Origin of the sequence: Enteractinococcus fodinae (genome assembly GCF_031458395.1) — a bacterium.
In the GTDB taxonomy this organism is placed as follows: domain Bacteria; phylum Actinomycetota; class Actinomycetes; order Actinomycetales; family Micrococcaceae; genus Yaniella; species Yaniella fodinae.
Genome location: NZ_JAVDYJ010000001.1, coordinates 2,062,837 through 2,082,954, shown reverse-complemented (window position 1 = coordinate 2,082,954; position 20,118 = coordinate 2,062,837). Strand labels below are relative to the sequence as shown.

General features: G+C 58.8%; 21 protein-coding genes and 1 tRNA gene. 11 read left to right on the top strand and 11 right to left on the bottom strand.

Annotated elements, in window-relative coordinates; translation table 11 throughout:
• Positions 1 to 32: 32 nt before the first annotated feature.
• On the bottom strand, positions 33 to 671 hold the full coding sequence (locus tag J2S62_RS09685) for an HD domain-containing protein (protein WP_310174163.1): 639 nt from the start codon (positions 669 to 671) through the stop codon (positions 33 to 35).
• A gap of 96 nt (positions 672 to 767) precedes the next feature.
• Here J2S62_RS09685 and J2S62_RS09680 point away from each other — a divergent pair, with 96 nt between their 5' ends.
• Positions 768 to 1,754: a GlxA family transcriptional regulator gene (locus J2S62_RS09680; protein WP_310174159.1), complete on the top strand. Its 987-nt coding sequence runs from the start codon at positions 768 to 770 to the stop codon at positions 1,752 to 1,754.
• A 62-nt stretch (positions 1,755 to 1,816) separates the two neighbouring features.
• Here J2S62_RS09680 and J2S62_RS09675 read toward each other — a convergent pair whose 3' ends face one another.
• The 4 genes from J2S62_RS09675 to J2S62_RS09660 all read right to left on the bottom strand — a co-directional run bounded on the left by J2S62_RS09675 (position 1,817) and on the right by J2S62_RS09660 (position 4,545).
• Positions 1,817 to 2,335 carry a Dps family protein gene (locus J2S62_RS09675; protein ID WP_310174156.1) on the bottom strand — a complete coding sequence of 173 codons (519 nt, stop codon included), beginning with the start codon at positions 2,333 to 2,335 and terminating at the stop codon, positions 1,817 to 1,819.
• A gap of 184 nt (positions 2,336 to 2,519) precedes the next feature.
• Positions 2,520 to 3,467, bottom strand: coding sequence for a protein kinase domain-containing protein (locus tag J2S62_RS09670; RefSeq protein ID WP_310174153.1), 948 nt, complete (start codon positions 3,465 to 3,467; stop codon positions 2,520 to 2,522).
• 244 nt (positions 3,468 to 3,711) lie between these two features.
• Positions 3,712 to 3,785: transfer RNA gene (locus tag J2S62_RS09665), tRNA-Arg, on the bottom strand.
• A gap of 91 nt (positions 3,786 to 3,876) precedes the next feature.
• A complete protein-coding gene (locus tag J2S62_RS09660; RefSeq protein WP_310174151.1) occupies positions 3,877 to 4,545 on the bottom strand; it encodes a hypothetical protein in 669 nt (222 codons plus the stop codon).
• 168 nt (positions 4,546 to 4,713) lie between these two features.
• Here J2S62_RS09660 and pcrA point away from each other — a divergent pair, with 168 nt between their 5' ends.
• The 4 genes from pcrA to J2S62_RS09640 all read left to right on the top strand — a co-directional run bounded on the left by pcrA (position 4,714) and on the right by J2S62_RS09640 (position 10,504).
• Complete coding sequence (gene pcrA, locus J2S62_RS09655; RefSeq protein ID WP_310174148.1) at positions 4,714 to 7,200, top strand: DNA helicase PcrA; 2,487 nt, start codon at positions 4,714 to 4,716, stop codon at positions 7,198 to 7,200.
• Positions 7,201 to 7,363: 163 nt separating this feature from the next.
• Entirely contained in the window at positions 7,364 to 8,527 is a 1,164-nt protein-coding gene (gene sucC / locus J2S62_RS09650; RefSeq protein ID WP_310174146.1) for an ADP-forming succinate--CoA ligase subunit beta, read from the top strand.
• An 18-nt stretch (positions 8,528 to 8,545) separates the two neighbouring features.
• Positions 8,546 to 9,463 (top strand): succinate--CoA ligase subunit alpha, encoded by a 918-nt coding sequence (gene sucD, locus J2S62_RS09645; protein WP_310174144.1) that lies wholly within the window; start codon positions 8,546 to 8,548, stop codon positions 9,461 to 9,463.
• Positions 9,464 to 9,589: 126 nt separating this feature from the next.
• Complete coding sequence (locus J2S62_RS09640) at positions 9,590 to 10,504, top strand: LysR family transcriptional regulator (RefSeq protein ID WP_310174142.1); 915 nt, start codon at positions 9,590 to 9,592, stop codon at positions 10,502 to 10,504.
• A gap of 34 nt (positions 10,505 to 10,538) precedes the next feature.
• Here J2S62_RS09640 and J2S62_RS09635 read toward each other — a convergent pair whose 3' ends face one another.
• A complete protein-coding gene (locus J2S62_RS09635; RefSeq protein WP_310174141.1) occupies positions 10,539 to 11,669 on the bottom strand; it encodes a VIT1/CCC1 transporter family protein in 1,131 nt (376 codons plus the stop codon).
• A gap of 85 nt (positions 11,670 to 11,754) precedes the next feature.
• Here J2S62_RS09635 and J2S62_RS09630 point away from each other — a divergent pair, with 85 nt between their 5' ends.
• Positions 11,755 to 12,156: a YidH family protein gene (locus J2S62_RS09630; protein WP_310174140.1), complete on the top strand. Its 402-nt coding sequence runs from the start codon at positions 11,755 to 11,757 to the stop codon at positions 12,154 to 12,156.
• On the top strand, positions 12,146 to 12,502 hold the full coding sequence (locus tag J2S62_RS09625; RefSeq protein WP_310174137.1) for a DUF202 domain-containing protein: 357 nt from the start codon (positions 12,146 to 12,148) through the stop codon (positions 12,500 to 12,502). The genes J2S62_RS09630 and J2S62_RS09625 overlap by 11 nt, the downstream gene beginning before the upstream one ends.
• Here J2S62_RS09625 and J2S62_RS09620 read toward each other — a convergent pair.
• Positions 12,499 to 13,005, bottom strand: coding sequence for a pyridoxamine 5'-phosphate oxidase family protein (locus tag J2S62_RS09620; RefSeq protein WP_310174136.1), 507 nt, complete (start codon positions 13,003 to 13,005; stop codon positions 12,499 to 12,501). The two genes, J2S62_RS09625 and J2S62_RS09620, sit on opposite strands and share 4 nt — an antisense overlap.
• Positions 13,006 to 13,071: 66 nt before the next feature.
• Positions 13,072 to 13,863 carry an inositol monophosphatase family protein gene (locus J2S62_RS09615; protein ID WP_310174133.1) on the bottom strand — a complete coding sequence of 264 codons (792 nt, stop codon included), beginning with the start codon at positions 13,861 to 13,863 and terminating at the stop codon, positions 13,072 to 13,074.
• A 73-nt stretch (positions 13,864 to 13,936) separates the two neighbouring features.
• Between J2S62_RS09615 and J2S62_RS09610 the strand changes: the two genes are divergently transcribed.
• Both J2S62_RS09610 and J2S62_RS09605 read left to right on the top strand, forming a co-directional pair.
• Positions 13,937 to 15,145 carry an App1 family protein gene (locus J2S62_RS09610; protein WP_310174131.1) on the top strand — a complete coding sequence of 403 codons (1,209 nt, stop codon included), beginning with the start codon at positions 13,937 to 13,939 and terminating at the stop codon, positions 15,143 to 15,145.
• Positions 15,146 to 15,147: 2 nt separating this feature from the next.
• Positions 15,148 to 15,582: an acyl-CoA thioesterase gene (locus tag J2S62_RS09605; protein WP_310174128.1), complete on the top strand. Its 435-nt coding sequence runs from the start codon at positions 15,148 to 15,150 to the stop codon at positions 15,580 to 15,582.
• Here the strand turns inward: J2S62_RS09605 and J2S62_RS09600 are convergent.
• Together J2S62_RS09600 and gdhA are read right to left on the bottom strand one after the other, a co-directional pair.
• Positions 15,579 to 16,208, bottom strand: a complete 630-nt coding sequence (locus tag J2S62_RS09600) for a DedA family protein (RefSeq protein WP_310174125.1) — start codon at positions 16,206 to 16,208, stop codon at positions 15,579 to 15,581. The two genes, J2S62_RS09605 and J2S62_RS09600, sit on opposite strands and share 4 nt — an antisense overlap.
• A 12-nt stretch (positions 16,209 to 16,220) precedes the next feature.
• Entirely contained in the window at positions 16,221 to 17,558 is a 1,338-nt protein-coding gene (gdhA, locus tag J2S62_RS09595) for an NADP-specific glutamate dehydrogenase (protein ID WP_310174122.1), read from the bottom strand.
• A 224-nt stretch (positions 17,559 to 17,782) separates the two neighbouring features.
• On the opposite strand from gdhA, the gene J2S62_RS09590 reads away from it, so the two are divergent.
• Positions 17,783 to 19,057 carry a cell division protein PerM gene (locus J2S62_RS09590; RefSeq protein ID WP_310174120.1) on the top strand — a complete coding sequence of 425 codons (1,275 nt, stop codon included), beginning with the start codon at positions 17,783 to 17,785 and terminating at the stop codon, positions 19,055 to 19,057.
• Here J2S62_RS09590 and J2S62_RS09585 read toward each other — a convergent pair.
• Positions 19,054 to 19,434 (bottom strand): hypothetical protein, encoded by a 381-nt coding sequence (locus J2S62_RS09585; protein WP_310174118.1) that lies wholly within the window; start codon positions 19,432 to 19,434, stop codon positions 19,054 to 19,056. The two genes, J2S62_RS09590 and J2S62_RS09585, sit on opposite strands and share 4 nt — an antisense overlap.
• A 76-nt stretch (positions 19,435 to 19,510) precedes the next feature.
• Here J2S62_RS09585 and purN point away from each other — a divergent pair, with 76 nt between their 5' ends.
• Positions 19,511 to 20,116, top strand: coding sequence for a phosphoribosylglycinamide formyltransferase (gene purN, locus J2S62_RS09580; RefSeq protein WP_310174112.1), 606 nt, complete (start codon positions 19,511 to 19,513; stop codon positions 20,114 to 20,116).
• Positions 20,117 to 20,118 lie beyond the last annotated feature (2 nt).

Genomic DNA, 20,118 nt, shown 5'->3' with positions numbered 1-20,118 from the left:
CGGCCACTGCGTGAGCAAGAAAGCGAAAGCTGTTATTCGGACCAAGCATTCTTGCGGATGACTTCGACAAAGTCACCGCGCTCAAAGCCGGGTAAGAAATGTTCTAATACATCTGCCTTGACGTTGCCGAAGGTCGTCTCGGGACGATCTTTCAACCCATCAGTAAAGGCCGCCAGGATTCTATTCTTAAAGTCCGGGCGTGGATGAGCCGAGACCACTTCTGCTCGCTGCTCGTCATTGATCGCGTCATAGCCGATACCTAAAACATCGAGCTCGACCCCGCGGGTCACCAGAGCTACTTCGGGATCCATATGCAGTGGAATCTCTGGTGTAGTGTGCAGCGCGATCGCGTTCCACACTTTGTCCCCGGCCTCGCCGGTGACGTCATATTCTCTGAGAAAATCGCGTGCCACGTTGGCGGCGTCGATTTCGAAACGCTGGTCGGTGGTCCGGTACTTATCGGTGAGCCCGAGATCGTGGAACATCGCCCCGATATAGACCAGTTCGGGATCATAGTTGAGTTGCTGTTCTTGGCCCCGCAGTGAGGCAAACAGGAACACCCGGCGAGAGTGGTGATAGATCAGCTCATCGGCAACGTCACGGACCAGGTCGGTGGCATCCTGGGCCATCTTGCTATCTGGAATGGTGACACCTGCAATAACTTCAGCCATATATTTCCTTTCCTAGTGGGTTCTCTTGTCATGCTGCCAGGCACGCTACACTAAAGCCATGTCTTTTCAGTCCATCAACCAAAGGAATCGGACATCATGCGGCGCGTAGGAATCCTTGTCTTCGACGGGGTAACACTTTTGGATGTCAGTGGTCCCGTGGATGTGTTGCATCATGCCGATCCCGGCGGGCAGCACTATGTTGTCGACCTGGTTTCACGCAGCGGGGGAACCGTGCGCACTGCTTCGGGTGTGACGCTGGCAGATACTCACGCGGCCGACGGTACGACCGCCTACGACACGGTGATCATCGCCGGTGGGCCGCAGCTGGTGCAACAGAACTTGGATTCGGTCTTGTTAGCTACCGCCCGGCAGCTCAGCGATGGGGCCCAGCGGGTCGCGTCGGTGTGTACCGGTGCATTTGTATTAGCTGGTTTAGGGTATCTTGACGGTCGTAGAGCGACCACGCATTGGCGCCACACCCATCTGCTGGCCCGCTGGTATCCGCGCATCAGGGTCGAGCCCGACATCTTGCACATTCAGGATGGGCGGTACTTTACCTCTGCCGGGATTACTGCGGGGATTGATCTGGCTCTGGCGCTTGTGGAACACGACCTGGGTGCTGATATTGCCCGTGAGGTGGCCCGCGAGTTGGTGATGTTTATGCAGCGACCGGGTGGGCAAAGCCAGTTTTCGTCGGCGTTGACCGGCCCGGTGGACTCGCCACAGTCATTGCGGCGCCTGATGGATACGGTCGTGGCGAATCCGGCAGCACCCCACACGGTCTCTTCGATGGCCGCAGCGATCGGGGTGAGCACCCGGCACCTCAGCCGGTTGTTTCAGGCTGCAGTGGGCGTGAGCCCCTCTCAGTGGGTAGAAAAGGTACGCGTAGATGCGGCACGCAACCTCATTCTCGAAGGGCATCCGATCACCGAGGTGGCATTGCGGTGCGGGTTTGGCACCGATGAAACACTGCGGCACGCCTTTGCGCGGCAATTAGGCACCACACCAACAGCGTTTCGGCAGCGCTTCGGCACCACGTTGAATTCATCGCAACAGCGCAGCGGACAAGAAGAAGCTCCCTGAACATTGCCATGGTTGCGGCAATCTTCAGGGAGCAAGAGCACCTGCGCGGTGCTATGTTCTTGTTATTCGGAGACGGGGTCTAATGAGCCATCCGACTTGGTGATAAAGGAGCGCAGGAACCACTGGAACAGTTCCAAGCCGCGCGTTACCTCGATCAGGACATCTTCAGAGATCGGGTCGACTTTCCCGGTCTCAGCAATCGCTGTGCGGAAGTCCTTAATGACATCGGTGTACACCTGGTTCAGGGCAGTAATGTGCGCTAGGCTTGAGGCACGGTTTAGCGGGTAGTCGTCCCAAGTGCGTCCGGTAACGATAGATCCGGGTGTGCCTTTGGGAGAAACGCCCATGGTTGCGATACGTTCGGCGACAGTATCGGCCCAGTTGCGGACTTCGGTCACCTGCGGATCGAGCATTTCATGGACCGAAATAAATTCTGGTCCCACAACATTCCAGTGGGCGTGCTTCAGGGTGAGGTGAAGATCATTGAGCGCATGAAGACGGGTCTGAAGGATCTCGGTTACCCGATGGCCGTCTTCCATGTCGATGCCTGGTGCGGTGTAGTCTGCGTAATTTTCAGTCATGAGTCACCTTTCTGATGCGTACAACGGAGGTGTCGCGTTGCAGGGCTCGGGCAGGGGTATGCCCGAGTTCTCTATATCTACTCAATAGGTTTTCTGTTATCGCCGCAAGACCTCTTGAACGAGTCCGGTCGAATCCACGGCCAGCCACAAGGTCCCCTGACAGGCTTTCAGGGAGCTATATGTGCTATCGGGCATAACGCGTGGCGCACAGCTCGTTGAGAAAATCTTGGGCGCTTTGGTGGCGTGCTTCGGGGGACTTCGCTAGTGAACGCAAGACGACGGCGTCAAGTTCGGGGTCAATCTGCTGACAATACGTGGACGGGGGTTCGGGTTGTTGATGCACATGCTGGTGCGCCAAGTCGACCGGTGACGGTCCAGCAAAGGGGGTGCGTCCGGTGAGCAGCTCATAGAGCAGGCATCCAGCAGAATACAGATCTGCTCGTGCATCAAACAGTTCTCCCTGCGCGCGCTCTGGCGGGACGTAGCGCAGAGTAGCATCGTGAGCCAGCGGCATCGTAGCGCCCTTTTCGGTCACCACCTGAGCGCTACTACCAAAGTCGATTAACTTCACAAGCCCGGTGGTCGTGAGCATAACGTTCGTGGCTGTCACGTCTCCGTGCACGACGCCTTGGCCGTGCCCGTAAGCCAACGATGCCAAAACCTGGGACATAATGCGTAAGGCCTCATCGACGCTGAGCCCTGCCGGAGCGCTGGTCTGCTCGTTGAGCCGTGCTTGCAAGGTGGCCCCGTCCAAGTACTCCATCACGATGTAGGGACGCCCCGCGAGGTCACTTTGCGGGTCGGTGACGAAATTGTCACCGCCGGCCAGTACAGACACGATGCCGGGGTGGTCGAGACCCGCAATCGTCTCGGCTTCTTGCTGAAACCTCTCAACCATGCCGGGCTCGTTGAGTCTTTCAGCGCGTAAGACCTTGACGGCGACCTGGCGATCCAGGACCGTATCGTCGGCGAGATAGACCTCTGCCAATCCACCATGTCCGAGCAGCTTGCCCACGCGGTATCGGCCACGGGGGAGTCGGCGGCCACCGTCGCGGGTGTCTCCAGAACGTGTCTGAGGTGGCTGAGCACGAGACATGACTGCACCGTCAGTCCCTAAGATTCGATCAGTCACAGTAGCCTCGTTCCTGTGGGATCGCACCGGTTCGTTGCCTGTGGGATGCCTCCGGCTTGTTATACCAACGCTTTCGAGGCCAGTGTAGCTTCAGGTCGATCGATTCCGGAACCGATCGTCATCTGGTAGGAACGATTAATGCATGGTCCCGGGCGCGAGCGCTGCGTCTCTCATCGGCGCATATACGCTGAGATCTCAGCCACGTCTCGGCAGAACTGTGATTCGTCGGCGAATGCGGAAGTTGTGCCCCCGGCCGGAATCGAACCGACGACCTTCCCTTTAGGAGAGGGATGCTCTATCCTACTGAGCTACGGAGGCATCGTTGCTATTGCAACGAAGTTAGCCTAGCAGGCTGTGACCGACGTGGCCAAAAAGTGACCACCGTTCTTCCAGCCTGCCATCAGCGATATTAGGGGATCTCGCGGTCAGGGTCGAGGGAAGTCTCCAGACCGGGACTGTTTCTGCCGATGAACTTCAGAATCAGCATCACCACAATGCCAATTACTAAAAACGTCAGGATCAACCACTGAGCGATGGTCAGCGAGGACGCTAGGGCGACATTAGCTTCGGTGGTGTCGAGTAGAGCTGTCTCGCGGGTGATGGCAGCCCAGATCTCCAAGGCAGCGTATCCAACGCCAACGATCGCGGCTATCCATTTAGCAAGCTTGGAACGCAAGGTCCACACCGCAACCACGATGACACTGAGTGCCATCATGATCGGGAAAATTCGCCCGGCGGTAATATGCACGAAGTTATATTGGCCCATCGCAGCCTCATCCATTCGTCCCGACAGTTGTTCCACGTCTGCGACATCAAAACCGCCAAGGCGATGGTCCAACATTGAGACCCCACCGGTGAGCTGTTCCATGCCCTGAAGCGCCAAAATGTGGTAGTAAAACGCGATGAACGCTGTCACGGCCAACACCGCAAACACCAAGATGCCGGGACTACCTTCTTGGCGGTTGGCCCGGTGGATATCTTCTTTGATTTGGGCTTTCGTCAGCCGTGGACGCTCGGGTTTCTGTTTACGGTTATCGGGCTGCTGCTGTTGGTAATCTTTCGCTCTTCTTCTGGCCACGCGTCCTCCGGCAGTGTGTACATACCCGCCTTGGTCTACGGCCAAGGGCAAGGGGGCTGAAACTACCTGCCATCTTAGTGGAGTTCTGGCCCGGGCCGGTTTTGGTGTTCTCCACAGCCGGCGAACAGGCACCGGTATAACCAGCCCCAGCGGTTAGACTGATACATCATGGCCCACCAGACTTCTTTGCCCAGTTTTGCCCCCGCTTTTGGCACCCCAGCAGCGACCGACGCTTTAGCTGTGCCCCATCGTTCTTCTGCGGAGGAACTGGTTGCTGGACTCAATGATGCCCAAGCCGAAGCCGTGGTGCATCGAGGCGGACCGCTGCTGATCGTGGCAGGCGCAGGGTCCGGCAAAACTCGGGTGTTGACCCACCGTATCGGCCATCTCCTGGCGACCGGCGATGCCCGACCCCACGAATTCTTGGCCATCACGTTTACGAATAAAGCCGCAGCCGAGATGCGTGAGCGCATCGGCGAACTCGTTGGCACGACAGCTCAACGGATGTGGATCTCCACGTTCCACTCCTCCTGCGTGCGTATCTTGCGTCGCGAAGCGCCCCACATTGACCTAAAGGCGAATTTCTCGATTTACGATGCCACCGACTCGCTGCGGCTGATCACCCAAATCGCCAAAGACGCCGACATGGACCCCAAACGCTTTGCACCCCGCGCGATCCGGAACAAGATCTCATCGTTGAAAAACGAATTGGTGGACGATGAGGCTTTCGCCTCCACCGTCGGCGGGGACCCCTGGAACCAGGCGGTTGCCGAGATTTATAAGGAATATACTTCCCGGCTGCGTACCGCGAATGCGATGGACTTTGATGACCTCATCGCCAATGTGGTGCACATGTTCGATGCTTTCCCGGCGATCTTGGATAACTACCGGCGCAGATTCAGGTTTGTGCTGGTCGACGAATACCAGGATACGAACCACGCCCAGTACCGGCTGGTTCGTCAACTCACCGGCGCCCCCGGAGAACCACCGGGCGTCGAAACTGAGGGTGGACAATTGACGGTCGTCGGCGACTCAGATCAGTCGATCTATGCCTTCCGCGGGGCTGACATTCGCAATATCGTCGACTTTGAACACGACTACCCAGATGCCACGGTCATCCGACTGGAACAAAACTACCGCTCCACCCAGAACATTTTGGATGCAGCCAACGCAGTCATCGCCCAAAATCCATCGCGAGAGGTCAAACGGCTGTGGACGGCTGTTGGCAGTGGCGAAAAAATCATCGGCTACGCAGCGGAAACTGAATCGCGTGAAGCCCAATGGATCACCGAAAAAATCGACGATCTGATAGATAATCACAACTATCGTCCAGCCGACATGGCGATTTTCTACCGCACCAACGCCCAGTCGAGGTCCATTGAAGAACGCCTGATCGCTTCGGGTATCCCATACCGCGTGGTGGGTGGCACGCGCTTCTACGATCGGAAAGAAATCAAAGACGCGCTGGCCTACTTGCGCGTCTTGGAGAACCCTGCTGACGACGTCAACTTGCGTCGGATTCTTAATGAACCCAAACGCGGGATTGGCGACCGAGCTGAAGGTGCCGTCGCAGCACATCAGACCCGCCAACAATCAACATTCATGGCAGCCTTGCGTGACGCGGAAAACGCACCCGGTGGGTTAGCCAAGCGCTCGCTGAACGCGGTCAATAAGTTCACCCAGATGCTGGACGATCTCAGCCAATTGGCTCAAACCGAGTCGGTGGCCACCGTGCTGGAAGCTGTACTGGAACAAACCGGCATGCTCGAGACTTTGCGAAACTCCAAAGATTTCCAAGACGAATCCCGCGCGGATAACCTCGGTGAGTTGGTGGGCGTGGTGCGAGAATTCGACAAAACCAATCCCGAAGGCACCCTGGGAGACTTCCTAGAACAAGTCGCACTGGTGGCCGATGCTGATCAGCTTCCTGATGCCACGGATGCCGAAGGCCAAGCCCTAGCCGACCATATGGGAGAAGTCACCCTCATGACTTTGCACACCGCCAAGGGCCTCGAATTCCCGGTGGTCTTTTTGACCGGTATGGAACACGGCGTTTTCCCGCACGCCCGATCGATGGCTGATGAAAAAGAACTGGCCGAAGAACGCCGACTCGCATACGTGGGGCTGACCCGTGCCCGAGAACGCCTCTATGTGACGCGGGCGGAATCACGCAGTATGTGGGGCCAACACCAGTTCAACCCGGCCAGCCAATTCCTAGCCGAGATTCCGGCCGAACTCATTGAGTGGGAACGCGAAGGGAAAGGCTCACCATCAACCTCACGGTTTGGCGGTGGGCTCGCTGGCTTCGGCCAAGATACCGGCGTTCGTGGCTTCCGCTACCGGGACGCGCAACGCTTCAGCGGCTCGCACTGGGGTGCCTCCACCGCGTCACAAAATTACGGTAAAGCAGGAACCGAAGGGATTACGCCGGCGCAAGAAAACGCTCGTGTGACCAAACCCGATAATCGCACCAAGGTGAACCCGAATAAAGAAGTCATTGCAGTTGCCGCCGGTGACACGGTGGAACACAAAACCTTCGGGACTGGTGTCGTCACCGGAGTCCAGGGGGCCGGAGATAAGGCCGTGGCCGTCGTCCAGTTCGCGGAGTCCGAAAAGCGCTTACTGCTGCGCTATGCGCCAATAAAAAAAGTATAAATCCCACCAACAATTGGTCATGGTTCTAGAAGACGTCTGGCCGTGCACTATGGTAAGGCGTTAGGAGTTCTCAGGCATGCTGCCGAACTCGTAGGTGCCCGGTTGAGATTCTGAAACCGGGTATCTCATTCAATCGTTGTCGAGGTAAAAGGACTGCAAACCCGTGGACCTGTATGAATACCAGGCACGCGATCTTTTCGAAGCACACGGGGTACCCGTGCTCGCTGGGATCGTTGCCGAAACCCCGGAAGAAGCAAAAGCCGCCGCCGAAAAACTCGGTGGCGTCACCGTGGTCAAAGCCCAAGTCAAAGTTGGTGGCCGCGGTAAAGCCGGCGGTGTCAAAGTCGCCAAAACTGCTGACGAAGCCTATGAATATGCCAAAGAGATCCTTGGCATGGACATCAAAGGTCACACCGTACACCAGGTGATGATCGCCGAAGGCGCCGACATCAAAGAGGAATACTACTTCTCGATCTTGCTGGATCGTGCCAACCGCACCTACCTGGCCATGGCCTCGGTAGAAGGTGGCATGGATATCGAGCAGCTGGCCGAAGAGCGTCCGGAAGATCTTGCTCGGGTTGAGGTCTCACCAACCACCGGTTTGAACCGCGAGGTTGCAGAAAAGATTGCTGCCGAAGCGAAATTCGCTTCAGATATGCAAAGCGACATCGCCGAAGTTTTGGTAAAACTCGGCGAAGTCTTCAAAGAAGAAGATGCCACGCTGGTTGAAGTCAACCCACTGGTCCTGACCGGTGAAGGCAAACTCATTGCCCTCGACGGCAAAGTCACCGTGGATGACAACGCTGACTTCCGTCAGCCAGAGCACGCCAAGCTCGTCGATGAGCGCACCGAGAACCCACTGGAAGCCAAAGCGGAAGCCAAAGGCTTGAACTACGTCAAGCTCGAAGGCAACGTCGGTGTTATCGGTAACGGTGCAGGCCTTGTTATGTCCACCCTGGACGTCGTTGCATACGCTGGTGAAAACCATGGCAACGTCAAGCCAGCCAACTTCCTAGACATCGGTGGTGGCGCAGACGCCCAAATCATGGCCGATGGTCTGGATGTCATCCTGGGCGACCCAGACGTCAACTCCGTCTTCGTCAACGTCTTCGGCGGCATCACCGCGTGCGACCAGGTCGCCAACGGTATTGTCCAAGCCCTGGACATCCTTGGGGACTCCGCAACGAAACCACTCGTTGTGCGTCTCGACGGAAACAAAGTTGAAGAAGGTCGCGCCATTCTGGCCGAAGCCAACCATCCGCTGGTCACTATCGCGGCCACCATGGACGAAGGCGCTGACAAAGCTGCCGAGCTGGCGAATAAATAAGGACGGGATACACAGAAAATGTCGATTTTCCTCAATAAAGACTCCAAGATCATCGTCCAGGGTATTACCGGTGGCGAAGGTACCAAGCACACCGCACTGATGCTCAAAGCCGGTAGCAACATCGTCGGTGGTGTCAACGCTCGTCGTGCAGGCGAAACCGTTGAGCACGTCGACGCCGACGGCAACGACGTCTCACTGAACGTGTATGGCACCGTTGAAGAAGCGATGAAAGAAACCGGCGCGAACGTCTCGGTGATGTTTGTGCCACCGAAGTTCGCGAAAGACGCTGCGATGGAAGCCATCGAAGCCGAAATCGAACTGCTGGTTGTCATCACCGAAGGTATCCCTGTTCAGGACACCGCCGAATTCTTCGCAGCCTCCCAGGCCAACGTCGATGCCAATGGGAAACCAAAGACACGCATCATCGGGCCAAACTGCCCCGGTATCATCACCCCGGGTGTTGCGCTGGCCGGTATTACCCCAGCCAACATCACCGGCACCGGACCCATCGGTCTGGTTTCGAAGTCGGGAACCCTGACTTATCAGATGATGCACGAGCTGTCCGGTATCGGTATCTCGACTGCGATCGGGATCGGTGGCGACCCCATCATCGGCACCACCCACATCGACGCGCTGGAAGCCTTCGAGAAAGATGATGAAACCAAAGCCATCATCATGATCGGTGAAATCGGTGGCGACGCCGAAGAAAAGGCCGCCGAGTACATTAAGGACCACGTCACCAAACCAGTTGTCGGCTACATCGCTGGTTTCACCGCACCAGAAGGCAAGACCATGGGTCACGCCGGTGCGATCGTGTCCGGTTCTTCCGGTACCGCAGCCGCCAAGAAAGAAGCCCTCGAAGCAGCAGGCGTTCAGGTTGGTCAGACCCCAACCGAAGCCGCTGACAAGATGCGCAAGATCATGGAAAACCTCTAAGCTTCCCTGATCGCCAAAACACCCTTACCGGAGTCTAAGCCTGAGCGCTTGGACTCCGGTGGTGGTTAACGCAACTTCTGTTCTGCGACCCCGCAGGTGTGCTGGGGGTCCAGTACACTGACAAGCATGGATTGGGAAGAACTGCACAGTAATCTACCGTCGTTGATGACATTTCTGACGGTAGCGAGACTGGGACGGTTCACCGCCGCTGCAGATTCCCTGGGCATCAACCACGCCACCGTCTCCCGCCGAATTAATGCATTAGAAAAAATCACCGGCCAACGACTGCTGCTTCGTTCTCCAGCTGGCTGGGAGATCACGACCGAAGGCCGTCAGGTCTTCGAGATCGCCGAAGAGATCGAACACTCCTTGGCCAAACTCGTATCGGAACAAACCGACGCGGCCGTGACCGGTACCGTCCGGATTGGCGCGCCAGAAGCTTTCACCGGCCACATCGCGGTCCCTGCGCTGGCACACATGCAAGACCATCATCCGGGTCTGGATCTTGAGTTGTTCACTTCGACCCAGCGTGCCCGACGGAACCGCTCGGGTCTCGACTTAGAAATCGTCGTCGGAAAACCTCAGGTACCACGCTCGTGGGAACACCCCTTGTTGCAATATCACCTCAAGCTCTATGCCACACCGGAGTATTTGAAGCACCACCGTACGCCTGCCAGGTTGGCAGACCTGAAAGACCACCGGCTGAACTACTACGTGGAAGCGATCCTGTTGGTTCAGGATCTTGATGCCGCATTAGCGAAGCTGCCCCACATGCGCACCGGGATCTCCTCAACAAATGTTTATGCCCATCTGACCGCCACCCTGGAAGGCGCCGGTATCGGGTTATTACCCGATTTCATGGCCGAGCCGCATCCCGGCCTGGTCTCGGTGCTGGAGACTGAATTTTCCTATGCCGCCACCTTTTGGGCCGTGGTGCGCCAAGAGTCTCAACGCAACCCCGCCGTGGCTACGGTGTATCAGGCGCTCCAAGATTATGCGGAGAAACTCCACTCACACCGTGAGGGGCCCACCGTGATGTAAATGCGGTGATGAGCAAACGTGTCAGTGGGTGGGATCAGACGTTGAAGAACAAGCCCACCACGTAGGTTACCCCCGCAGCTCCCAGGCCGATGCAGAGTTGGCGTAGGGCTCGTTTGAAGGGGGGAGCACCTGAGAGCAGCCCGACAATCCCGCCGGTGATTATTAGCGCGAGCGACACGAGGCCCAACGCCCATAGCAGAGCGGTCATGCCCGTGGCACCGAACAGAAATGGCAGCACCGGGATGATCGCCCCGATTGCGAAGAAAAAGAACGAGGAGAAGGCCACTTTCCAAGGGTTCCCCACGGCCTCGAACTCTTGCTGCTTCAGCTCTTCCTCGGGGCCTTTGGAACCATCGGGGCGAGCAGAAAATGTCGGGTTGCAGTCGCAGCTGAGATATCCCAGGCGTTCTAGGGCCCGGTGACTGGCGTCCTCTGGGGTCATGCCGCGAGCGCGATAGACCAACTCAAGTTCGTTTTGTTCGATGTCTAAGTGTTTGGCAGCCCGCAGGGTCACGTGGGTAGGGTGCGAAGCTTCCAGGAGTTCCCGTTGCGAGCGCACCGAGACGTATTCACCGGCACCCATACTCAGAGCCCCCGCTAGCAGACCGGCAATCCCGGTGAATAGCACGACCGATGGGGCGACACCGGTGGCACCGATCCCCATGACTAACGCCAAGTTCGAGACCAGCCCGTCGTTGGCGCCAAAGACCGCGGCACGGAAATTGCCTGCCATCGTTTCGCGACCTCTGGCTGCTAATCCGCGGACGACTTCCTCATGGATAGCCTCATCCGCGGCGATCTCGCGAGGTACTTCAGAGTCCGCGGTATAGGGGGAGTTGGACTCGGCACGTTGCATCAAAGCAAGAACAAAGACCGAGCCGAATATGCGAGCTAGAAAGCGTAACAGGGCCCGATGCAGGCTGGGCCGGCGTCGGACTTCGGCGTGTTCACCCAGTAGGTCGCGCCAGTGTTGCGCGTGGCGTTCTTCGGCGTCGGCTAGACCGATCAGGATATCTTTTTCGGGTCGTTTGCTGCGTTTGGCCAGATCCCGGTAGATCTGCCCCTCGGCGATCTCATCTGCTAAGTAGCGTTGCCAGCGACGAATTTGTGCTTTCGTCGGCTCTTGGGCCGCGGTCACGTCGTCGTGATGCTGTGCAGCTGACATTCGCACTCCTTGCGTATCGGTGGGCCAATACAGTCGTCCTCTACACTACCCGGTTGGCTTTGAGGGGTGCGTTACACTGTGGATTATGGAATCCGGTGAAGACCATTCAGCTATACCCAAGCGTAAAAGAGTCCCTCGGGCTTTGCGGGGAGGCAATGACCCGGATCCGCGATTTACGTTGGCCAATGAGCGCACCTTTCTGGCCTGGATCCGCACCTCGTTGGCGCTGCTGGCCGGGGGGATCGCAGTCGAAGCATTCACTCACGATATTTTTGATGACACCGCGCGCAAGGTGCTGGGTACCACCTTATTGGTCCTGGGCGGTCTGCTCGCGGTCTCGGCGGCCGGACGCTGGTTACGGGTTGAAACCGCGATGCGTCAGAGACGGTCGTTGCCGATTCCGTTGTGGATCCCGCTCATTGCTCTGGTGTGTGCGGTCGCTGCTGTGACTGTCCTGTTGGCCATCTGGGTGACCAATGGTTTTTAGATCGGTTCGGCCAGTTCCTCGTCGGCCGCTACCGCACCACGAGGATCCCGGGCTCCAACCGGAACGCACGGTCATGTCCTGGGGCAGAACCGGGCTAGCGACCGCGGTGGTGGCATTATTACTGATTCGCTGGTATCCCTCGGTGGGTGTCGTGGCGTTCGTCCCCGTGGCAATCGCCGTGGTCGGGGTGGGCTTGATACAGCTCTCGCAGCGTCGCCGTTACCGAGTACAGGTGGCCGGGATCAACTACGAGAAAGTCGCAGCAGATTTCTGGGCGGTCTTCTGGATGACGGTCATGGCGGTGCTGATCGCCGCGACCGGCATTGCCGGGGTGTGGCTGTTCTAACGCGATAGTTTCGTCGGGTCGGGATCTTGCGGTGGGGTAGACCGGGGCTGATCCGGATCATAGCGGAAAGTTTGCTCATCGCCGCGTTCTGGCTGCCGAGCAAAGATGAAGTGCCGTCCGGTCATGTCGGTGACGCTTAGGGAGACGAAGAAGTCTTTATGGGTCGGCACCCACGGGGCAAGTCCCAGCCCGCGAACGTAGTCGATATCTTCTTCGGCGACGGTGCTGATGTTGCCGCGAACCACAACCGACCAGCCTTCATCGGGCAAGATGCCGTCGGTTTCGAAGGCCACCATCGCCTGGGATTCTGCCGCCAGAAGTTTCGCGCCAGGAGCGGTGCGGAAGTAGAGCTTTTTGCCGTCGAACGCGTAGTTGACCGGCAAGACTTCGATCTGTCCGTCTGCTACAAACGCTAATCGGCCGTGGCGGGTATTACGTAGTAACAATTTGGCTTGCTGGCGGGTCAGTTCCAGAACCGGTTGGTCTTTTTCGTGTTCAAACATGTAGGCGCTCATATACTCTATTGTCCTGCCTTGAGCTAGCTCACGCCACAGTTCGGCCCCGGGGTGTCACATTTGACGGATCTTGTCGAAACTGTCGGCGATGGCTTGGGCTGATCTGCCCGGGGCCACCGCCACGTAATTCGGGGCCAAGTGGGCCGGCCCGGTAGTGCCGGTCAGGTAGGTGCCGCCGGCTTGGGTCAGAATATAGGATGCTGCGGCCACATCCCAGGGGCTGGCGTCCACCCCTAAGACCAGATCGGCGATACCGCGTGCGGCATAGCAAATCTCTAAGGCCCCCGATACGAGCCGACGCACGGTGGCGAAACTTGTGACGAACTCTGCAAACACCTCGGTGGCTTGTGGGGCGCGCTGCAAGATCTCAGCGGCAGGAAACGACGTCACCAGGTTGTACTGTGCCGGTTCGGCCGGGGCAGGCCGTGCAGCCAGTGGTTGGTCGTTGAGATAGGCGCCGGTGGGGTCGGCAGAGAATTCATCGCCGGTCACCGGGTCGACCACCACGGCCGCCATCACCTGGTCGTCTTGGACCGCGGCAATTGAGATCGAAAACAGCGGGTAGCCGTGGACAAAGTTACTGGTCCCGTCAATGGGGTCGATTATCCACTCCAGCTGCCCAGGGGCCGTGGCGGGTTCGCGACCGGATTCTTCACCCCAAAAGACCGCCCCGTCCCCGGCGAGTCCGGCCTTCAGTAAGGCTTCGGCCTCGTGATCCCATTGCGAGACCAAGTCATGACGGTTCGTCTTGGTGGTCGCCACAACGGAGCCGGCAGCAAACGCTGCGGCGAGTTTCGCAGCGACCGGGCGGGCAGCTTGTAGAGCTCGGGTGCGCAGAGATGTCATGGACTCCACCATAAACCAGGTACCGTAACGTACTAGACTGTCTGGGTGACCAAGGAGTGGAACTAGCAAGTCTATGGCGCGTCGTCCTAAAACCTATCGTTTTCCGACCATCCCGCGGTTTCATGCTGCCCCGGGCAGTGAAGCCTCCCCACCCGAGCAGCTAGCCACCCTGAGCTATTACAGCTTCCAACGACGGCGTCGCGATCGCGCTCGCCGCCGCGGCGCAAAGCCACGCATCCTGTCATTTACCGGCTACGGATCACCGCGGTGGGTGCGGATCTTTTCGCGCGTGTTGCTGTCGAATCCGGAATGGACCGAAGCCGAATACATGGCCCAGATTGTGCGCGACGGGGTGCGTGGCTGGCAAAACTTCGTCTCGCCACCCATCGCGTATGCCAAAGTCGAAATTGAGGTCAACGGTCAACGTCACCCTGTGCGCGCAGACCGCAACGGGGTGGTCGATGCCCGCATTGCGTGCGAACTCGAGCCCGGGTGGTCGACCGTGACCTTACACATTGAGGGTGCAGATTCGACCAGCCAAGACGTACTGATCATCGATGACCACACCGACCGTGCCGTGATTTGCGACGTGGATGACACGGTCTGGGTGACCGCGCTGCCACGCCCGCTGACGGCAGCCTGGAACTCATTTTTGCTCGATGAACACGCTCGTCGGCCGGTGGCCGGCATGCCCGTGATGCTCAACCGGCTGGCAGAACAAGACGCCGGCATCCCGGTGTTCTATGTCTCCACCGGGCCCTGGAACGTCGCCCACACCCTGACCCGGTTCATGACCCGCCACCTGTTCCCACTGGGACCCATGTTGTTGACCTCGTGGGGACCCACCGAAGACCGCTGGTTCCGGTCCGGGATGGCCCATAAGGTCAGTGCGCTGGCTCGGCTCGCCGATGACTTCCCACACTTATCGTGGACGCTGATCGGTGATGACGGCCAACACGACCCCGAAATTTATACCCATTTTGCCCACCATCACCCCTCTCGAGTGGATGCGATCGCGATCCGCCAGCTCTCGGCAACCGAAGCCCTGCTGGCCGGTGGTCGGGCTGAGAATACCCAAGGGGCCACCCCCGGGATTCCGTGGGCATATGGCCCCGACGGTGCGGCACTGTCGTTCCAGTTAGAAAACTCGAAAGTGCTGCCACCCCGTCAGCACGCGCCGCTGACTTGGCCGCAGTCGGTGACATCGGAAGAACAACTCACGGTGGCCGAGCTGCGCGCCGATTATCCAGAATTTACCAACCCTGATGAGCCACAGGAGTGAGCATGACCGTCATTGAGATTCCGTTACGTTGGGGCGATATGGACGCCTACGGCCACATCAATAACGTCCAAATCGTGCGGCTGATGGAAGAAGCCCGCGTGATCGTATTCGGGATCCCCTCGGGCACCGGCCACCGTGACGGCACGAATCCGAAGGCCCACATTGACCTGCGAGCCGGAGCCGACGACGGGGTCATGACATTAATTGCAGACCACACCGTAAAGTATCGCCGACAGTTGCCCTATCGCGGGCTGCCCGTCCGGGTCGAAGTCGGCATTGAGAAGGTCAAAGGCGCCTCGGTAGAAATTTACTACCGCTTCTTTGATCGCGACCAGGTGGCCGTGGAGGCGACCTCCACCATGGTCTTTGTCCACCAAGAATCCGGCCGACCGGTGCGCCTGACCCCTCGCCAGCGGGACGCGCTCGCAGACCTCTAAGCTGCACTGTCCGATGTGGGGCGGTTGCGGCGTTGGACGGTCCAGTCGATGAGCAGACCACAACCCATCCCAACGACGATGCCAATCACCATCGCCAGCAGGGGGCTATCCACCACGTGACTGGCAAGGGCACCCATCAAGGCAGCCAAGCCCGCCCACAGGATGCTAGCGATGACCGCAAGCGGCAGAAACCGTCGGAGCGGGAATCCGGTTGCCCCTGCGGACATATTAACCGCAATCCTGCCGGCGGGAATGAACCGGCCGGTCAGCACCAAGGCGCTACCACGACGGGCGAAGGCGCGCTGGGTAAACTGCAGGGCTGCTTGCCCGGCGGGACGACGCAGCATCGGTATGCGGTGCAACGGGATCTTGGAGCCAATCAGATATGCCAGGCTATCGCCAAGGACCGCGCCCGCGGCAGCAGCCAACACCATGACCACAATAAAGGCTGCCGACGCATCGCTGGCTAGCGCCAACACCGTGGCTGCGGTGACCAGCGAATCGCTGGGCACGATCGGGAAGACCGCATCGAGCAGACAGCACGCACCCACCACGACTACCACCCATGGCGAGGCGCCCAGCGCGACGATGGCGACCTCGAGGTCTGTGATGAGTTCGGCAAGCACCCCGGGTGCCGGTTAGACGATGCCCTGGGCAATCATCGCGTCGGCAACCTTGAGGAAACCGGCGATGTTGGCACCCGTAACGTAGTCACCGGGGTAGCCAAAATCTTCTGCCGTGGCGATGCACCGGTCGTGGATTTCTTCCATGGTTTCTTCTAACCGGGAGTGCGTGTAGTCAAAACTCCAGGTATCCCGGGAAGCGTTTTGCTGCATTTCCAACGCCGAGGTCGCGACCCCACCGGCATTGGCTGCTTTCCCCGGGCCAAAGAGCACCCCTGCCTCCCGGAAGGTGGTGATCGCCGAGTGGGTTGAGGGCATATTCGCGCCCTCAGCCACGGCCTTCACACCATTTTTCACCAGTGTCGCAGCATCGTCACCGGTGAGCTCGTTCTGGGTGGCACACGGCAGGGCAACATCAACCGGCACATCCCAGATCGAACCGTCGGCCACAAAGTGTGCGCAGTCCCGGCGATTGGCGTACTCGGAGATCCGGCCGCGTTCCACCGACTTGATCTGGCGGAGCAACTCGATATCAATGCCGTGTTCATCAATGACGTATCCGGAGGAATCGGACGCGGTCAGCACGGTCGCACCAAGGGTCTGGGCGTAATCGATCGCATTGATGGCCACGTTGCCGGACCCGGAGACCGCCACGGTCGCACCGTCTAGTGACGTGTTTTTGGTTTTGAGCATCTGGTTGACGAACATGACCGTGCCGTGGCCGGTGGCTTCTGGACGAACCAGCGACCCGCCCCATGAGACACCCTTGCCAGTGAGTACGCCGGCCTCAAACCGGTTGGTAATGCGCCGGTACTGGCCAAACATGAACCCAATTTCGCGCGTCCCCACGCCGATGTCGCCGGCGGGGACGTCGGTGTGTTCTCCGATGTGCCGATACAGTTCTGTCATAAACGACTGGCAGAATCGCATGATTTCGCCCTCGGAGCGTCCCGCAGGGTTGAAGTCAGCGCCACCTTTGGCACCGCCGATGGGCATGCCGGTCAGCGCGTTTTTGAAGATTTGTTCGAAACCCAAGAATTTCATAATGCCCAGATACACCGACGGGTGGAACCGGATCCCACCCTTATACGGGCCTAAAGCGGAGTTGAACTCGACGCGGAAGCCGCGGTTAATCTTGACGACCCCTTTGTCATCCACCCAGGGTACCCGGAAGATGATCTGTCGCTCAGGTTCGACCATGCGCCGGAGAATCCCGTGTTCGACATATTCGGGGTGGCGTTCCATGACCGGGTCAAGTGTGGCGAAGATCTCGTCGACAGCTTGGAAAAATTCGGTTTCCCCAGGGTTTCGACGGACAACTTCTTCTCTGATCTGGGCTAAACCGGCTTCCATAGCGCAACCTTCCTCGAACATCTGTTGTGGTTGACTCGGCCAGCTGCGGTGAGAGGACACGGCTGACACCCAGACAACCGTTGTCTACTGCCCAATCATCTTAGAGGAAATCTGCCTCAGTTGGTGAAACGTTGCACTAACAGCGGCCAGATTTCTCTCACAGTCAGCCGGTTCATCGTGCCAATCAGTCCCCCGTGGGCTAACAAGTGGCACGATAGGAGATGATGACCACCACCACTGAACCCAAATCGTTTCCCATGCCCTTGTGGTTACAAGGCATCATGGAAGCTCTAGCTGCCGCATTTATCAGCGCCGGCATCATTGTGGTGCCCTTGGCCATCATGTGGCTCACCGGAGCCTTCGCCCAGATGCCGCTCAACGATGCTGGCGCCCTGGGCGCCTACAGCTGGCTTGCAAGTTTTGGCGTGCCACTCGAGCTGACCAGTGTCGAAACCGACGAGCTGGTGGGGACCTGGTGGTTCATCCCCCTGGGGCTGTTTTTGGGCTGGTTGCTGCTGGCACGACGTGCCGGCAAACGGCTCGCCAAGGCTTCCCAACTCAAAACCCTATGGCAGCCCACCCTCGGGGCGGTGGCGGCTTTTACGTTTTTTGTCTGGGGCACCAACACGTTGGTCACCATGGACACCGTGGATCTGAACCCCACCTTGGCGGTCCTGCTGCCCAGTCTGGTCTTTACCATCGGTTACGTCTGGGGCGCACTGGGATACTTCCGGCATCCAATCGGCGAATACCTTGTGCAACGCGTTGATCGACTCTCCGATAGTGCCAGGAACGTCTGGCACTACTTCTGGGCGCTCTTGCGCGCCGGAGTCATAGGGCTGGCCGGGGCGTGGGCCATCGCGGCGATATTGATGACCGTCCAGGTGGGCATCCACTGGGCAGAAGTCACTGATGTGTACCAGCGCCTCGACGCCGGCATCTTTGGGGGCCTGGTGATCACCATCTTGCAGATCCTGGTGCTACCCAACGTGGTCGCCTGGACTATCAGCTACCTGACCGGTGCCGGTTTCCAGATCGGTGCCACCGAAATCTCTCCGGCCGGCACTCTGGCCGAGGCCCAACCGGCAGTGCCGATCTTTGCCGCGATCCCAACGGAGCAAAGCATCGATGCCCACTGGTGGGTGCTCTTGCTCTTAGCCCTGGCGGGCATCGTGGCCGGCTGGTGGTTCTTCGGGGTCGGAGAAAACCACTTGGAAGACCTCATCATCGCCAAAATCCCGAACCACCCGACCGCCATCACCCTGGCCGTACTGGCCACCGGCGCAACCATCGGGCTCACCTCCGGGGTGTTGTGTCTGGGAGTGATGTGGCTGGCCAACGGGTCCTGGGCCATCGGGTCCCTATCCGTAATGGGCGCCCCATTGTGGACCAGTGCCGGGCTCTTCGCCGCCCACATCGGCATCGGAGCAGCTATTGGCTACGCGCTGGCCCCGTTGCGGCACGGCGTGACCTTCTGGCGCACCGCCACTGACGACTAATCCCACAAACTGGCCGAGTACTGCGACTCGCACTGGGCCTGGCGCGTATCCGTGAGCGCCTGGGCCATACATTGTTCATATCGTTGGGTGGGCTCCCACAAAATAATCTGCGAGGTCGCGACCCCGCCATAAAACAGCGCACCGAGCAACCCAACGGTGCCAACAAACCACACCAGCATGGAGTGCTGGCCCTTGGAGGCCAGCCGGAACACTCGAATCGCAGCAACCACCGCGGCCAGCGCGAAGACCGGCGCAATCACCTTATAGGGCAGCGGCAACACCACCCCGGCATACGTGGCAAGCAGCGCGGCCACCAACCACAACATCCCATTGGAGACACCACGACGGCTCGCTTGCTGCGGGTCTTGTTCGGTCATGCTGCTGGCGCCTTCCCTCACGACTTCTTTCGGGCCAATACCCAAGTGTACGGGCCACGTCCTTAGACTAGACGGTATGCGCTTGGTGGTATTACTGTCCGGATCCGGATCAAACTTTCAAACCCTCATCGATGCCGTTGCAGCTAACGACCTGGCTGTTGACATCGTGGCAGCAGGGTCCGACGTACCCGATGCCTATGGCCTGACCCGTGCCCAAGCCGCCGGTATAGATACTTTCGTGGTCAACTACACCGACTATCCCTCCCGTGCGGCCTGGACCACTGCGCTCGCAGACACCGTGGCAACCTACACCCCCGATGTGGTGTTATCTTCAGGGCTCATGCGGATCGTTGGCGAAGAATTCATCACCCGGTTTGCTGGCCGGTTCATCAACACCCACCCGGCCTTATTGCCCGCATTCCCTGGCGCCCATGCGGTCACCGACGCCCTGGATGCCGGGGTTGTCATTACCGGTACCACGTTGCACATCGTTGATGCCGGGGTCGACACCGGCCCCATCTTGGATCAACGTGCCGTGCCGATTGCCCCTAACGATAATGCCGAGTCGCTGCATGCCAAGATCAAAGTCGCCGAACGGCAAATGCTGTTAGATAATCTGGCCTTGCTGGCCGCCGGCACCACCCCAACCCAATTGATCCCGCCCTATGCCAAACCGCGCTAGAA